The organism is Alteromonas sp. H39, from assembly GCF_047556435.1.
Classification (GTDB): Bacteria; Pseudomonadota; Gammaproteobacteria; order Enterobacterales; family Alteromonadaceae; genus Alteromonas.
Map to the genome: position 1 here is coordinate 469848 of NZ_CP180210.1, position 15963 is coordinate 485810.

Consider the following 15963-nt stretch of genomic DNA (forward strand, 5'->3'; position numbering starts at 1 on the left):
GCAATGCTACAGCGTTGCTAACGCTCCATCCCACTCTTTACTCAGTTCAAGCTGGCGATAGCGTTCACACACCTTGATATGGTGAATGGCAAGCAAATCTCCAGGATTGATGTCCACTGCCTGATGAAAGTGACCCAGCGCGCCTTCCCAATCCTGCTTGATGCGGCAGGCAAGCCCTTCTGCAATCTGAGACTGAATGGAGAAACGGGCATCCTGTTCTTCGATGGGAAGATGACTCAGTACTTCGTATATTTCAATTGGCGAACGTCGGCCTTTTACCCGCACCCAATCAAGTAAGCGTGTTCTGATGGGATAATCTGCGCCGATAGTTTCCAGTAGCTGTTTGCTTACGACAATATCAGCATTGTATTTCGGCGCTAACGCTTCCAGTCGATAAGCAATATTCACGCTGTCTCCGATTACCGTGGTATCCATACGATCGTCTGAGCCAACTGTCCCAAGAATAACCGGACCAAAATGAATTCCAACGCCCACATTGATTGCTGCATAACCACTGTTGCGACGGTGCTCGTTGTATATCGTTAATGCCTTTCTTAAATCGATGGCGGCATTAAGTGCATCACGGGATTTGTCCTTATGGCTACCGCCGGGATGATCAAATAACGCCATAATGGCGTCACCGATAAACTTATCGATAAACCCTCTGTTCTGATGAATGGGATCATTCATTCTCAGAAAATAGGAATTCAGAAAGCTCATGAGTTCCTGAGGAGACATTTGCTCTGACAAGCCGGTGAACCCGCGGATGTCACAAAACAGAATGGCGACCTCGTCCTCGTCGGCGTGGCCTAGCTCCAGCGTGGACCTGCCGTGCTTGGCAAAGTGATCGACAAATTGTCTGGGAACAAACTTCTGGAAGGTCTGGTTAAGTCGCATAGCCTCATCGGCTTTATCCTTAAACCGGCGAGCCTTTTCAGCTTCGTTCAGGAGTGCAGCACTGCGCGCGCGCTGCTGGGCCAGCGTCACTGAATCTGAGTCAGATTGGCGAAGATACAACACCGTGACAACAACACTGTATAGCCCGAAAATTAAGGTCAGGGCAAATAATATCCAGTATGTCATCGTCACGGGAAATTCCAGGGTAAGTTATAGCTTTCCAAATACCTTGTCGGCGGCTTCCAACGTACGCGAGATGATGTCTTCATCATGCATCTTGGATACAAATCCGGCTTCGTATGACGCTGGTGCAAGGTACACGCCTTCATTTAGCATACCGTGATAAAACACCTTAAACTGCTCGGTATTGCAGTTAATGGCCTGCTGATAGTTGGTCACTCGCTCAACGTCAGTAAAGAAAATGCCAAACATACTGCCAGCAACATTGGATGTTAACGGAATACCGTGCTTTTTCGCCAGTTCTACCATCGCATCAGCAAGTGCCTGCGTATTTTTAAATATAGACGGATAAAAATCCTCTGCCTGCAATTGTGCAAGTGCGGCCAGGCCGGCTGCCATCGCGACGGGATTACCCGACAATGTGCCAGCCTGATAAACCGGCCCCGTTGGGGCAACGTGAGTGATGATGTCTTTACGACCACCAAATGCCCCTACCGGCATACCGCCGCCGATCACTTTGCCCAGACAGGTCATGTCCGGCTTCACGTTGTAGCGCTCCTGCGCACCGCCACGCGAGACACGAAAGCCTGTCATGACTTCATCAAAAATCAATACGCTGCCGTATTCATCACAAATCTCGCGAAGTCCTTCTAAAAAGCCTTCCACCGGTGGAATACAGTTCATGTTACCGGCTACCGGCTCGGTGATGATGCAGGCAATGTCTTCGCCGTGTTCTGCAAAGGCTTCACGGACGCTGTCCAGATTGTTGAACTCTACCGTCAGCGTGTGTTGCGCGACTTCTGCCGGAACCCCTGGTGAGCTGGGAACGCCCAGCGTTAGTGCACCTGAGCCAGCTTTCACCAGCAACGAGTCCGCATGGCCGTGATAACAACCCTCAAACTTGATGATTTTATTGCGGCCAGTATAGCCACGCGCCAGACGAATGGCTGACATGGTGGCTTCGGTGCCGCTGTTAACCATGCGCACCATTTCCATGGATGGCACCATCTCTTTGACCTTTTCAGCCATATACACTTCGGCTTCGGTAGGTGCACCGAACGACAACCCCATTTGCGCGGCTTCAACCACGGCATTACGGATGGCCTCGTTATTATGCCCCAAAACCATGGGTCCCCAGGACTGAACGTAGTCGATGTATTGCTTACCGTCCGCATCCCAGATGTACGGGCCATCTGCTTTTTGAATGAATGGTGGTGTGCCGCCAACCGCTTTGAATGCACGAACCGGTGAATTGACGCCGCCAGGAATGGTTTTCTGGGCGCGCTCGAATAAGGCTATTGATTTTTGCATGCTTTAACTGCTCTTGTTGCTGTACCAGACCACATCACGTTCGTATTTACTTACCAGATCTTCTACCCCGAGTGTCAGGGCAAACAAAGCCATTCTGACAAGTACACCGTTGTCGGTCTGACGGAAAATGGCCAGGTTCGGGTTGATATTCAGATCGTTGTCCAGCTCGTTCGCTTCCATACGGCTATCCCGCGGGAGCGGATGCATGATGACGGTCTTAGATTGAAAATGGCGCGTGTAAATCGCCTGATTCAGACGAAATTTACCGCGATAGCGATTGGCTTCTTCCTGTGAGGGAAAGCGCTCTTCCTGGATGCGGGTCTGATAGCAAATATCCGCATCCATGTTGCCTTCCAGTTGCTCGGTTATGGTGAGTCTGTGCCCCGCGTCGTTGATGGCGTCCACGATCGGTTGTGGCATTGCCAGCTCTTTCGGGGAAATAAGCGTAAAACGCACATCCTTATAAAGACACAGCAAGCGCGAGAGTGAATGCACGGTTCGCCCATAGCGCAAATCACCAATCATAGCGATGTGCAGGCCATCAATGCCTTTACCATGATAGTTAAGCTCACGCTTGATAGTGAACAAATCCAGCAGGGCCTGGGTAGGGTGTTCGTTCGCACCGTCACCACCGTTAATCACCGGCACCCGGCTGCCGTCAGCAAACTCGCTGACAGAACCTGCGGCAGGGTGGCGCATGGCGATAATGTCTGAATAGCCACTGAGCACCCGGGCGGTATCAAACAGCGACTCGCCTTTCGCCAGCGCGGAGTTATCCATGCCGGTAGTCTCGCGGACTTCACCGCCTAGCAAGTTAAAAGCCGTACCAAAACTTACCCGAGTACGCGTGCTTGGCTCGAAAAACAGATTGCCCAGAATCGCGCCGTTTAACACGGTGGTTCGCTTTTCCCGGCGAGCATAGGGTTCCATGGAGTGCGCTACTGAAAATATTTTATCAATGGCATCGCGATCAAACTGATTAACCGAAAGAATATGATTGCCAGTAAATTCTGTCATGACTATCTCATCACCGAGTGAAAACGCGGCATAGTCTAACAAAAAGGCGTGAAGGTGTAATGTAATGATCGAGGGAAGATAGCGTTTTGACGCCAAAGCGAAGCAGACTGCCTAAAGGTCTGTCATGGTTTCACCAGAAAGCGGTTTTCTGTAACTCGATTAGGTATCGTTGTTTTCAGCCGTGAGGATGAAAATAAGCAGGGTTTTCATTGCTTTTCCCTCACTTCTTGCCGGTAAGCACGGCAACGAAGGCGGTCAAAAAACATTTTTGCTAAAAAATTAATTATCAAACTGGACGGTCTAGTATTTATAATTTAGCATGAGAGCTGTACAAACACTATACGCGTTCTCTCAACAACACGTTTCGACATTCAAGGACTCCACCTATGGCCTACTCTCCGACGCCAGTTTCTTCACAGCCTGAGGGAAAGCATTTTCGGCGGCTTTGGGCTGCACTTATTGTGTTTGGGGGCGCTCTTGTTGTTCTGTTGTTTGCTGCCGGCTTTTCTCAGGTTGGCGCAGAAGACAGCGAGGCCACTGCAACGCGGGTCGATGTAAAACCCATTACGCTTCAAAGCGGCTTTTATATGCCGGTGACAGTATACGGATTAATTGAATCCCCCAGGCAGGCAAAAGTGGGATTTGAAAGAGACGGCCTGGTCGCTGAGGTATTGGTAGAGGAAGGCGACAGTGTCAGTGAAGGACAGCAGATAGCGATGTTAGATACACAGCGGCTGCAGGCGCAACGAGAAGAGTTGAATGCCGGCCTTGCGCGGGCCAGAGCCGAGTCCAGGTTAGCTTCACTGACCGTAGAAAGAATACAGTCACTGGTAAACAGTCAGGTGGAGTCTGCGCAACGTTTAGATGAAGCCAAAGCACAGGTTGAAGCCGCATCGGCGCAGGTTAACGAAGTCAAAGCTGCTCTTGAGTCACTTCAGGTAGAAAGTGAAAAGTCTGTGATACTTGCCCCCTTTGCGGGAGTCGTCGATGCGCGGATGATCGATGCCGGTACCGTGGTCAGTGCGGGCACACCCATCGTATCGCTGACCAGCCAGGCGTCTTTGCAGGCGCGTTTTGCACTTCCTGCCGATGTCGCTAGTGCAGCCGAGCCCGGAGAGCGTGTGCAACTGAAAGTGAATGGCCAGTTACTGAGCGGTGAAATTTCGCATCGTCTGGCGTTGCGACAGCAGGCAACGCGAACTATCGATATTCTGGTCACGCTGCCGCCAGTTAGTGGGGTGATGCCGGGTGACATGGCCAGTATGCAAACCGGGCAAGAACACGAAGAGCGGGGAGCCTGGGTCCCGGTCACGGCCCTCAGTAATGGCACGCGCGGTTTGTGGCGATTATTTGTTATCGAAACATCTGAGGGTGGCGAGCCCGTTCTGGAAGGTCGTACCGTCGAGGTTATCTATACAGACGGTGAGCGCGCCTTTGTCAGAGGAGCGATATCTGAAGGAGACCAGTTCGTCGTGTCGGGGACGCATCGTCTTGCACCAGGACAATCGGTATCAGTTACAACAGCCTACGATGATACGGCGGGGCTGAAGTAATGTCTGCATCTTCGGTCCCTCCTTCACCCTGGTACACCTTGTTTTTCCGCCGGGGACATCTGCTTGTATTGAGCATTTTGATCCTGTTAGTGGCTGGATTATCGGCGCTTTCGACCCTCCCAAGACTGGAAGATCCGCGAATTGACACACGCAATGCGCTCATAATTACAGCATATCCAGGCGCATCCGCTGAGCGGGTAGAGGCCCTGGTCACTGATCCTATTGAAGATCGCCTGCGCGAAATTTATGAAATTAAAGAAGTACGTTCGACGTCACGGGCCGGCATATCTATCGTGACAATTGAAACGCAGGACTGGATAGACAGCAGCTCGAACGAGTCACTTTTCAGTGAAGTCAGAGATACCTTAAACGCAGCCGCTGCAGATTTTCCTGCAGGTGTTGCCGCCCCGGTTTTCGATGAGAAACGCGGGGCAACTGCATTTACCCTGCTGTTATCTATTTCGTCTCAACAGGATGCGCCCCTTCCACTGCCAATGACCGCAAGACTGGCTGAAGAGCTGGCTGACAGACTGCGCAACGTGGGGGGAACGGAGCTCGTCAGAGTATACGGTGCGCCGAAAGAAGAGATCGTGGTGGAAGTAGAGCCATCGCGGCTGGCGGCGTCGGGTTTGACGATAGCAGATATGGCAAATGCCATTCGTGCCGCCGATCCTAAATTACCGGCAGGCACACTTTATCCGGGGCAAAAGCAGTTGCGACTGGATATGGCTGGCGCCTTTAATGGCGTGGACATGGTCAGTGATGTTCCGCTACTTAACAGTGCCGGGCGCTATCTTCGTGTGGGGGATGTCGCCAGTGTCTATCGTGGCTGGGAAAAGCCGGTTAAGGATATTGCCATCGTGAATGGTGAGCGAACCGTGTTTGTTGCCGCCAGAATGCAAACCACGGTAAGGGTAGATAGGTGGACGTCACAGGCATTGGCAGCGGTGGATAGTTTCAACCACGCCTTCGCTGGCTCGGTTAAGGCCACGGTAGTATTTGAACAGAACCAGTACACGGATGCCAGGCTTAGTGAGTTAACGCAAAACCTGGTAATGGGGTGTGTGGTCGTAATGCTTGTCATTTTGCTCTTTATGGGCGTAAGGGCATCATGGATTGTAGGGCTGGCGTTGCCCTTATGTGCCGGATTTACGTTGTTTTCATTGAGTTTCTACAATGAACAAATCCATCAGATGTCGATTTTCGGGATGATAATCGCTATCGGCCTGTTGATTGACAACGCGATAGTAATCACCGACGAAATTCGCATTAATCTGAAAGACGACGCCTACAGTCGGCTGGAGGCACTTACCGTCAGCGTGCGTCACCTTTTCGCGCCGTTGCTGGCGTCAACGCTCACCACTATTCTTGGTTTTATGCCGATATTTTTGCTCAACGGAAATATCGGCGACTTTATCAGTCCCATTGCCATCAGTGTGGTTATGGCATTAATTGGCTCGCTGTTTATTTCACTCACTATCATTGCCGCGCTGGCAGCCCGCTTCCTGCCAAGGCATGGCGAAGTTAACCGCAGCTGGTGGTCTCAGGGCATACAGACGCCGTCACTGACAGCCGCATTCAGCGCCACGCTGGCCGGCTGGATCCAGCGTCCTCGACTAGTGCTGCCGGTCGTAGTTGCACTCTGTTTGTCGGGGTTTGGGTTATCTGGCCAACTCGCGAATGTATTTTTCCCCAGTGCCGATCGTGACCAGTTTGAAGTGTATGTCTGGTCTCAGGATGGTAGCAGTATTACGCACACGCATGCGTTGGTTGAGCGAATTGATAGCTACATTCGCGAGCGCAGCGATGTAACGGATGTCACCTGGCTGGTAGGCGGGTCTGCGCCATCGGTCTACTATAACCAGGTGATGAAACGGGACAACACTCCTAATTTTGCGAACGCAGTAGTCACATCAGAATCGGTAAGTCAGGCAGCAACGCTCATCGGCGATTTGCAGCGCGATCTTGTGACAGCGTTTCCCTCCGTGCAAATCGTGGTGAGAGCGTTTGGACAGGGTCCCCCGATTGACGCGCCCATCGAGGTTGAAATTATTGGGCCTGATCTCGAACAGTTAAATTCACTTGGTCAGCAAGTCAGGCAACTTATGAGCCGGATACCCGGCTTATCTCAGTCAACGGCGTCTATCACCTTAAGTGAACCCGCACTGGAGGTACGCACCGACAGTACCACTACGACGCTTTCCGCATTGACACTGTCGCAGCTAGCCGGGCAGTTACAGGTTAACCTGGCAGGCCAAACCGGAGGTTCAATTCTGGAGAGCACCGAAGATGTGCCCGTTCGCGTTCGATACTCAGATGATGTCAGAGAGGACCTCTCCATCGCAGAAGCTATGCCGTTAGTTAGCGCCAACTTATCACGTGAGGGTGAGTGGGTGCCGCTCAATGCCATCGGCGATCTGGCGCTGGTGCCCAGTTTGAGTGGAATCACCCGTCTCAACGGAGAGCGTGTCAACCGCGTGCAGGCTTTTTTACTGCCGGGGATCCCAGCAGTTGATGTCAGTAACCGGCTACGAGGGCTGATAGAGGACAATATCGCACTACCAGATGGCTTTCGAATTCATATGGCGGGGGATGCGGACGAACAACAGCAAGCTCTCGGGCAGCTCGGAACCTATGCGCCGGTATTGCTGGTGCTAATGATTACCACACTTATTCTGACGTTTCAGAGCGTACGTATGGCCTCGGTAATCGGGCTGGTGGCGATACTTTCTGTTGGCCTGGGTATGGGCAGTTTGTGGATCTCCGGGTTGCCGATTGGCTTCAATCCATTGCTGGGCTCGGCCGGGCTCATAGGCGTCGCGATTAATGGTTCTATTGTTGTGATCGCCGCAATCAATGCAAATCCTGATGCCAGAATGGGAAGTACCCGGGCTATCGTTGCCGAAACTATGGGATGCAGCAGACACATACTATCCACTACCTTCACCACTGTCGGCGGTCTTATTCCATTACTGCTGTTTAGTGAAGGGAGTTTCTGGCCTCCGCTGGCAGTCGTGCTTGCCGGTGGCGTCGGCTTTTCTGTCATTCTGTCGCTGGTATTCACACCCACTATTGTGGCCGCGTTTCATCGCCGCCGATACCAGCGTCAGCAAAAAAAGCGAGGCGGGCAAGCACAGCCACAACCGGCTTAAATTCTCTGACATACCGGCGTTTTGGTTGTTGATATTGCCGCGGGGCTAGCCCTGTATTGGGTGATGTAGCCAGATAAGTGATTGCAATTACCGGATAAGGTAAACTACACCTCTGGTCTCAACGTATTGAGATAGCATGAAAGACTCTCACTCAGGCTCTGGAGCCGGACGGTCGCAACGCTGGTGGCAAACAGATTGTCCACAATGCCGGCGTATTCGGTTGTACGTGCTGTGGGCCATAATAATGCTGGTGGTTTATCTGTATGTCTGGAACTGACACCGATCCGATTTTTATTCGCGCCACATCCAAGCGAAATGGTATTACCAGTGTTGTCATCGGAATAACCGGGCTGCTGGTATCGGCACTGTGGCTGTCTTTTGCGCCCGACTGGTTATTTCTCGCCGGCATTTTCATTACCAGTGCTTCTCTGGTCGCGTTGCTGATTGGCTGGTTCAAACTGCGTGAACCGGACCACAGTATCGAAATCACACCCCATTCAATCACCTATCACCATCGTTTGGGAAACTGGGATCTGGATTGGGATAATGTTCAGCGGATTGACTGTCCGCGGGTCAGACATGGTCTGGATCATGTTGACTTAGAAGCCATCGGATTTCGGATTAAGGACTACGCGCCCTTTTTGCGCAGTGTGTCGCCGCGCCTGGCTACGCACCTGTTAATGGAGCAACGGCCGTTGCTGTTGCAAAATCGCGATGAAAACTGCGCCACGGGCAGTTGTTATGAGCAATCGGTATTTGACGATAAACACTTTAAGCTTAGTGACGGTGAGGTATTAACGGGGATTAAGGCGATGCTGGCCAATCGGATGACGCAGTTACGTGAGCGTCTCGGCTTTGACGTTTTTATCTCGGCAACCGAACTGGACCGTTCGCCAGGCGAGTTTTCTTCTTTGATGAAAGAATGTCAGCAAGCGAGACACCGCGCTGTGGCTACAGATTAAAGGCAAGAACGCTTTTGACGGGTCGTTAATCAGTGAAAAATGTGAGTACTTGCTATCTGCTTCTTTCCAGTGGTGGTGAAGGTTGTTCGTGAGTGCGTGGATGTTGCTCGTCGACGTCTGTAAACCTCACATTTGCCCTTTTCTGAGGCTGGAAACAGGCACGCCCCCGCAGCGGTAAGCTTAGTAATCAGCGAAGAAGGATAAAGTCCGATAGTGTAAATCTTTGTCTGACTACGCCGTTCTACCCGACATGCTGGTTGCGGCTTGACTCCACGATCACAATTTCCGCTTCTATTGTCAGCGCTGACATGTACTCTGCTACCAGAAAGTGCTGCTCAAGCTTAAGCGCGGTTTCAAGTTTATTCGCCAGGCTCTGAAGTTTTGGCATGCCAACGTAGCAACATGCGCCGTGCAGTTTGTGTACTTCCGCCTTCAGACCCTCGTAATTGCCGTCGTCCCATTCCATTTTCATGTTATCGATAGCACCCGGCAACATGGCAACAAAGTCGCGTTGCAACTCTCTGGCTACGCTATGGTTATTGTTCGTTCGCTTAATGGCCAGGTTCCAATCCAGCGATGGCAGGTTCTGTGCTGGTGCCGTGGCGGTCTGACACCAGCGCCGGATAAGATCCAACAATGTCCCTATCTCTATGGGTTTCGGCAGATAGTCGTCCATACCTGATTGCAACAAGCGTTCCTGCTCTTCTTTGAAAGCGTGCGCGGTAACAGCAATGATCGGCGTTCCCATATTCAGCGGTGTTTTGCGAATCGCTCGCGACGCTTGCAACCCATCCATGCCAGGCATCTGTACATCCATAAGAATGAGACCAAACTCCTGCGTCTGACAACGGTTCACAGCATCCTGACCACTCATCGACGTTGTCAGGTCAATGGGAGACTGGTCTAGCCAGGTATGCAGCAGTTTCAGGTTCATATCCATATCATCCACCGCGAGGATGCGAATTTGCGGCAAGGCGTCAAGCTTGTCCTGCATGGGGTTGCGGTTAGTATTGGTTCGCCGGTGCACCAGGCCATCCAGCTTGGTGATTGTCATTGGCATTCTGACCTGAGAGTGAAAATACTGACTCAGGCTGGGATACTGATTGAAGGGCTCAGGTCCTGAATACCACAGGATGCGCTTTTTGGCAGGGAACTGGACCAACTCGCTAAGATGCTGGTCACGGTACTGCACTTTGCTTACCGGCATCACAGCCATCAGATAGTCCGGGTGACAGTCGAGCGATTTAAGGTAAGCCAGTGACTCAACACTGGTCGTTTTTGCACCCAACAGTTTGAGCATCTGTGCGCTGGCCTGTCGGGTTGCCGGCACGGGGTCGAACAACACAACATGTTTGCCAATCCAGTCGGCATGAGGAGACAGGGAATATTTCTGGCTGAGCTGGTTGGTACGAAGTGTTACTTCGAATGTACTGCCAATATTCGGCTGACTCTTCAGGTTCATGTTACCGCGCATCATACGTACCAGTTCCCGGCTTATTACCAGTCCCAGCCCGGTGCCCTGATAGCTGCGGTTAAGGGCATCATCGACCTGGGAAAAAGCGTTAAACAGCTTTTTCTGATCCTGCCGACTGATACCAATGCCGGTGTCTTCAATTTTAAATTCGAGCTCATGAATTCCGTGGGGGAGCGCCTTGCCGGTAACCGATAAGGTGATTGCGCCGGAAGACGTAAATTTAAGTGCGTTACTTAACAGGTTATTTAGCACCTGCTTAATGCGGAACATGTCACCAATCAGCTTTTCGGGCAACGGCTTCAAGTCGTAGATGAATTCAAGCCGCTTGCTGTGGGCTGACTTCGCCATTATTGTGACCATCTCCTCCAGCAGTTGATTAGGCGAGAAGGGCTGATTATTGATCTGAAGCTTACCTGCTTCGATTTTGGAGAAATCCAGCACGTCATTCACGATGCTCAACAGGTTATCTGCGGCCGCGTTGATAATGCGAACCTGTTCCTGCTGGTCGTGGGGCAAGGATGAGTGTGTCAGCTCGCGGCTAAAACCGAGAATCGCGTTAAGTGGTGTACGTATCTCGTGACTCATGTTTGCCAGGAACTGCGATTTCACATTGCTGGCTTTAATCGCATCTTTCCGGGCAATATCCAGACGGGCGTTTTGCTCTTCGATTAACTCCATGTTGTTACGCAAATCGTTGGTTGCCTGCTCGACTTCATTTTCCAGCTGGCTGCGGCTTTTCTCCATCAGAGCAAAAGAAAACAAGCCAGCTTCAAGAAATACCCCTACCTGAAAGCAGTAGGTAGTAAAGTCATTGGAGGGAAGCAATCCTATCAGACTGAGCATGCCAATAATGGCGCCTGCCGCGAGCATGGTCCAGGCAAAAATAAAGTAGCGTGCGGGTTGAAACTTGTTAAAAAACGCTTCAAAACCGGCATAAATATAGCTGCATATGGCTGCCAGACCGACACCATACACGAGGTTGTTTTTCCAGATAGCGGGCAGAATATCAATCATGCACATCAAGCCCACGACTCCCTGAGCACCCAACAGAGTGATCAGTATCGGATGCGCAGTTCTGGCGTGCTTCTTCGTTTCCAGAAAATACAGCGTGAATATGCCGGAGCTGATGCCAATAATTACGAAAATTAGCTCTGTGTGGCTGATAAACCAGGTTGGCAAACCATTACTGGACAGTAAATGAATATGACCGCCCCACACAAATTGCCACAGTACGACAGCAGAAATATAGCCTACATAGGCCAGCAAGCTTGGCTCACGTACGCCGAAGTAAAGCACCAGGTTATAAATTGCAAGGATGATCAGGCCGCCGTAAAACAGGCCCCACAGCAAATTATCCCACTGCACCTGCTGGCTGTGAATCTGTTCGGGTTTAATTTCTAACGGCACGATCAGACTGGATGAGTTGCTCTCTACACGGATATACAAATCGACAGCATCCGTATCGGGTAAACTGATACGCATGGTAGGGATCCGGAATATTTGCTCTGTCTGGGCTTTGCCCTGATGGCTTTGCTTTATAATGCCGTCATCCACCAGATAAAAGTCGACCTTGTCCAACTGGCTGAAATTTATGGTAAGTACCCAGTCACTGACTTCACTGACATTGCTCAGGCTAACCCGTAACCACAGGCCGTTTTCTCTGAACCCAAAATTAGGGTTACTTTTCGGGTAGGGCATGAAGTCGGCTTTGCGCTTGGTGACGTCGCTGATGGTAAGAGGCCCACCGAGCTCTTCAAGGTAGTGAAAATCGTCTGATAGATTGACTTCCTGCTCTGCGCTGAACAAGGTGTGCGGTTGCTGTGCCCACGCCGCCGGACCTGAGAAGGACAGTATTAAAACTAATAAAGAGAGAAGAATCCGGGCTACAGACATGACAGCGACAAATGAAGTGATTGAAAGCCAATGTTATCTATTAAACCACCACGTTTAACAATGTACAAAGCGGATCGGTGAATTAAGAAGAATAACCAACTGTGAATACCGGTTGACTCCGACATTCAGCAGATTCCTGGCAAACATCGTCGTTGCAATAATCGCACATTTATCTGTATTGCACTCACTGCGCGATTACCCCACAATAGCTTTGGAAAGATGTGAGTAAGTCTATGGTCGCTCAGGTTCACAGCTAAGTGACTACGCAAGGCGGTTTTTTGCAGGCCAGGCGGGGTTAGTCAAAAAGACCAACGACAACCGCAGGGCGAATGCTGAAGCGCGAGGTGTCCTGGTAACAACGACTGCCATTCCCTGGCAACCCTGTCTTGCAACGGCATACTTCAGGACTTGCTGAGTGACTACAGACTTATTCGCATCTTTCTTAGAAGACGCCGCAATTATGTTGCCGGTGTCTGTTCGCTGGCAGCGTATCAATTAGCTGCCGTAAAGGAGTGTGCTGACCCCTTCGGCTCGGCCGCCGCGCACGCAGTCAAATTAACTCCCTGGGATTTATCAGGCTGTAAGCAGTGGTAGTGGTAAATAACAACATGAAAATACCCCATGAGCGACCAGATAACTATTAATCGAGACGGCATCGAACAATTGCCGTTACGCCGTTTCACTGAGGATGCCTACCTCAATTATTCCATGTACGTGATAATGGACCGGGCGCTGCCGCACATTGCTGACGGCTTAAAGCCGGTGCAGCGCCGGATAGTCTATGCTATGTCGGATCTTGGCCTTAGCAATAATGCCAAATACAAAAAGTCTGCCCGTACTGTCGGAGATGTTTTAGGTAAGTTCCACCCACACGGCGACTCTGCCTGTTACGAGGCGATGGTATTGATGGCACAGCCATTTTCCTATCGCTATCCGCTGGTTGACGGGCAAGGCAACTGGGGCGCGCCGGATGATCCAAAGTCTTTCGCAGCTATGCGTTATACCGAGGCCAGATTATCGCGTTTCTCTGAAGTGCTGCTGACAGAACTTGGGCAGGGCACGGTAGACTGGATCCCGAATTTTGACGGTACGCTTAACGAGCCCTGCGTCCTGCCTGCACGACTACCCCATATTCTGTTAAATGGTGTAACAGGGATTGCCGTAGGCATGGCTACCGACATTCCTCCTCACAACGTCCGTGAGCTGGCAAACGCCTGTGCGCAGTTACTCGATAACAGCAAAACCGAATTGACGGAGCTTCTGGAAATTGTCCAGGGACCTGACTATCCCACCGAGGCGGAAATCATTACACCGCGCGCCGACATCGCAAAAATCTACGAAACCGGTCGTGGTTCATTGAAAATGCGCGCCGTATTCCATGAAGAGGCCGGTGATATTGTCGTGACTGCGTTGCCACATCAGGCATCCGGTGCCAAAGTGCTGGAGCAAATTGCCGCGCAGATGCAGGCGAAAAAGCTGCCTATGGTCAGTGATCTGAGAGACGAGTCCGATCACGAAAATCCCACTCGTCTGGTGATAACGCCCCGTTCCAACCGCGTTGATACCGAGCAACTAATGCAGCATTTGTTTGCGACCACGGATCTGGAAAAAAATTACCGCGTTAACCTGAATATGATTGGTCTGGATGGCAGACCGAAGGTGAAAGATTTAAAGACCATTCTCAGTGAATGGCTGGTATATCGAAAAGACACCGTTACCCGACGCCTGCAGTACCGCTTAGATAAGGTGTTGGCACGTTTGCATATTCTTGAAGGCTTAATGATAGCCTTTTTGAATATTGATGAAGTTATTGAAATTATTCGTACCTTCGATGAGCCCAAAGCAGAATTAATCCGCAGGTTCTCGCTATCTGACAAGCAAGCAGAAGCTATCCTTGAACTAAAACTGCGACACCTTGCCAAGTTAGAAGAGATGAAAATTAAGGGTGAGCAGAATGAGCTGGAAGAAGAACGCGAGAAGTTGCAGCAACTGCTTGGCTCAGACCGTCGTCTGAAAACTCTGATTAAGAAAGAAATTCTGGCCGATGCAGAGAAATACGGTGACGACAGACGATCGCCGCTGGTCGAGCGTACCGAAGCGAAAGCCTTATCTGAGAAAGAGTTGGTACCCTCTGAGGCGGTGACAGTCGTGCTTTCTGAGAAAGGCTGGGCACGTTGTGCGAAAGGCCATGATGTGGATGCTGAAGCGCTTAGTTATAAAGCCGGCGACAGCTATCGCTCAAGCGCCAAGGGGCGCAGTAATCAGCCAGCTGTCTTTCTGGACTCGTCAGGGCGTACTTTCGCCTGTGATGCCCACGGTCTGCCGTCCGCCCGAAGCCAGGGTGAGCCGCTCACAGGTCGTTTCAGTCTGGTCGGGGGCGAGCGGTTTGAACATGTGTTGATGGGGGCCGATGAGCAGCGCTTCCTGATGGCGTCTGATGCCGGTTACGGCTTCGTTGGTAAGTTCGCTGATATGGTTAGTAAAAATAAAGCCGGAAAAGCGTATTTGAGTTTACCTGTTGCAGCCAAAGTCATAAAGCCGGTACCGGTTCACAATATCGAAACCGACTGGTGTTTATCGGTGTCCAGCGAAGGCCGTATGCTGTTGTTCCCGCTACGCGATTTACCCAGCCTTGGCAAAGGGAAGGGGAATAAGCTTATCAATATTCCGTCAGCGAAAGCACAGTCGCGGGAAGAGTATGTGAAATCGCTGGCAGTAGTGCCTGATGGCGCGTCGATTAAAATCGTTGCCGGCAAGCGCAGTATGACCTTAAGCCCGGCAGACCTTGAACATTATCAGGGCGAGCGTGGCCGCAGGGGGAATAAACTTCCCCGCGGACTGCAGCGTGTAGACGCTATTGATGTAGAAACTCAGCAGCCACCTGCAGAACCGGATGCGCCAGAGATAGACTAAGGACAGAGGCAGCGGCTTGTAGAGCCGCTATACTCGTCTACACTCAGAATAACGCTACAGATGAGAGATCTACATGCTGGGAATTGTGTTCACTTCACTGGTAGATATGCTAGAAGAGAAAGTGTCGCCGGAGTTTGCTGACGAGGTATTGGTGGAGGCGAAACTGGAAAACGAGGGCGCTTTCACCGCAGTGGGTTATTACCCGTTTAGCGAGCTGGAAAAGATTGTGACGGTGCTGGTTGATAAGACCGGCAAACCCGTAGATGAGCTTTTACATGACTTCGGATACTACCTTTTTGGTAAACTGGCTGCTGCGCATGGTCAGGTTCTCTCAGGCAAAGATAGTCTGCTTGATGTGATGGAGTACCTGGACGGTGATATCCATGTACAGGTCCGAAAATTATACCCGGATGCCGATTTGCCGAAATTTACGGTGCTCTCGCGCACCGATACGGCAATGCGGCTTCGTTACTTTTCTAAGCATGAGTTATATGCGCTGGCAGAAGGTCTGATGGACGCCGCGGCGGAACACTACGGCACACCTGTCGAGCGAGAAACAATTAAAGCTTCCGACCCTCACACCTACGAATTCAGCCTGAAAGTGATTTAGT

9 protein-coding genes are annotated in these 15963 nt (G+C 51.1%); 5 read left to right on the forward strand and 4 right to left on the reverse strand.

The features are described from left to right. Positions 1-6 precede the first annotated feature (6 nt). Genes ACLBLI_RS01935 through ACLBLI_RS01945 form a run of 3 tightly spaced genes read right to left on the reverse strand, consistent with a single transcriptional unit; the run spans position 7 to position 3405 of the window. Entirely contained in the window at positions 7-1083 is a 1077-nt protein-coding gene (locus tag ACLBLI_RS01935) for an adenylate/guanylate cyclase domain-containing protein (protein ID WP_414829498.1), read from the reverse strand. Positions 1084-1107: 24 nt separating this feature from the next. Then, the gene (gene hemL, locus ACLBLI_RS01940; protein ID WP_414829499.1) at positions 1108-2388 is read right to left on the reverse strand and encodes a glutamate-1-semialdehyde 2,1-aminomutase; all 1281 of its coding nucleotides are present in this window, start codon (positions 2386-2388) and stop codon (positions 1108-1110) included. Positions 2389-2391: 3 nt separating this feature from the next. Continuing rightward, positions 2392-3405 carry an aspartate carbamoyltransferase gene (locus tag ACLBLI_RS01945; protein WP_414829500.1) on the reverse strand — a complete coding sequence of 338 codons (1014 nt, stop codon included), beginning with the start codon at positions 3403-3405 and terminating at the stop codon, positions 2392-2394. Between the two features lie 386 nt (positions 3406-3791). Between ACLBLI_RS01945 and ACLBLI_RS01950 the strand changes: the two genes are divergently transcribed. The 3 genes from ACLBLI_RS01950 (at position 3792) to ACLBLI_RS01960 (ending at position 9072) form a co-directional block, all read left to right on the forward strand. Further along, on the forward strand, positions 3792-4958 hold the full coding sequence (locus ACLBLI_RS01950; RefSeq protein ID WP_414829501.1) for an efflux RND transporter periplasmic adaptor subunit: 1167 nt from the start codon (positions 3792-3794) through the stop codon (positions 4956-4958). Then, positions 4958-8110 carry an efflux RND transporter permease subunit gene (locus ACLBLI_RS01955; protein ID WP_414829502.1) on the forward strand — a complete coding sequence of 1051 codons (3153 nt, stop codon included), beginning with the start codon at positions 4958-4960 and terminating at the stop codon, positions 8108-8110. The genes ACLBLI_RS01950 and ACLBLI_RS01955 overlap by 1 nt, the downstream gene beginning before the upstream one ends. Before the next feature lie 263 nt (positions 8111-8373). After that, complete coding sequence (locus ACLBLI_RS01960; RefSeq protein WP_414829503.1) at positions 8374-9072, forward strand: DUF2982 domain-containing protein; 699 nt, start codon at positions 8374-8376, stop codon at positions 9070-9072. A 241-nt stretch (positions 9073-9313) separates the two neighbouring features. On the opposite strand, the gene ACLBLI_RS01965 is transcribed toward ACLBLI_RS01960, so the two are convergent. After that, on the reverse strand, positions 9314-12439 hold the full coding sequence (locus tag ACLBLI_RS01965; protein ID WP_414829504.1) for a 7TM diverse intracellular signaling domain-containing protein: 3126 nt from the start codon (positions 12437-12439) through the stop codon (positions 9314-9316). 621 nt (positions 12440-13060) lie between these two features. Between ACLBLI_RS01965 and parC the strand changes: the two genes are divergently transcribed. Both parC and ACLBLI_RS01975 read left to right on the forward strand, forming a co-directional pair. Further along, on the forward strand, positions 13061-15352 hold the full coding sequence (parC, locus tag ACLBLI_RS01970; protein ID WP_414829505.1) for a DNA topoisomerase IV subunit A: 2292 nt from the start codon (positions 13061-13063) through the stop codon (positions 15350-15352). A 73-nt stretch (positions 15353-15425) separates the two neighbouring features. Continuing rightward, a complete protein-coding gene (locus ACLBLI_RS01975) occupies positions 15426-15962 on the forward strand; it encodes a heme NO-binding domain-containing protein (RefSeq protein WP_414829506.1) in 537 nt (178 codons plus the stop codon). Position 15963: the final 1 nt, after the last annotated feature.

Coding starts and splice junctions, on each gene's coding strand:
- ACLBLI_RS01955 (WP_414829502.1), top strand. CDS start 4,958: ATGTCTGCATCTTCGGTCCCTCCTTCACCCTGGTACACCTTGTTTTTC.
- ACLBLI_RS01950 (WP_414829501.1), top strand. CDS start 3,792: ATGGCCTACTCTCCGACGCCAGTTTCTTCACAGCCTGAGGGAAAGCAT.
- hemL (WP_414829499.1), bottom strand. CDS start 2,388: ATGCAAAAATCAATAGCCTTATTCGAGCGCGCCCAGAAAACCATTCCT.
- ACLBLI_RS01965 (WP_414829504.1), bottom strand. CDS start 12,439: ATGTCTGTAGCCCGGATTCTTCTCTCTTTATTAGTTTTAATACTGTCC.
- ACLBLI_RS01935 (WP_414829498.1), bottom strand. CDS start 1,083: ATGACATACTGGATATTATTTGCCCTGACCTTAATTTTCGGGCTATAC.
- ACLBLI_RS01945 (WP_414829500.1), bottom strand. CDS start 3,405: ATGACAGAATTTACTGGCAATCATATTCTTTCGGTTAATCAGTTTGAT.
- parC (WP_414829505.1), top strand. CDS start 13,061: ATGAGCGACCAGATAACTATTAATCGAGACGGCATCGAACAATTGCCG.
- ACLBLI_RS01960 (WP_414829503.1), top strand. CDS start 8,374: ATGTCTGGAACTGACACCGATCCGATTTTTATTCGCGCCACATCCAAG.
- ACLBLI_RS01975 (WP_414829506.1), top strand. CDS start 15,426: ATGCTGGGAATTGTGTTCACTTCACTGGTAGATATGCTAGAAGAGAAA.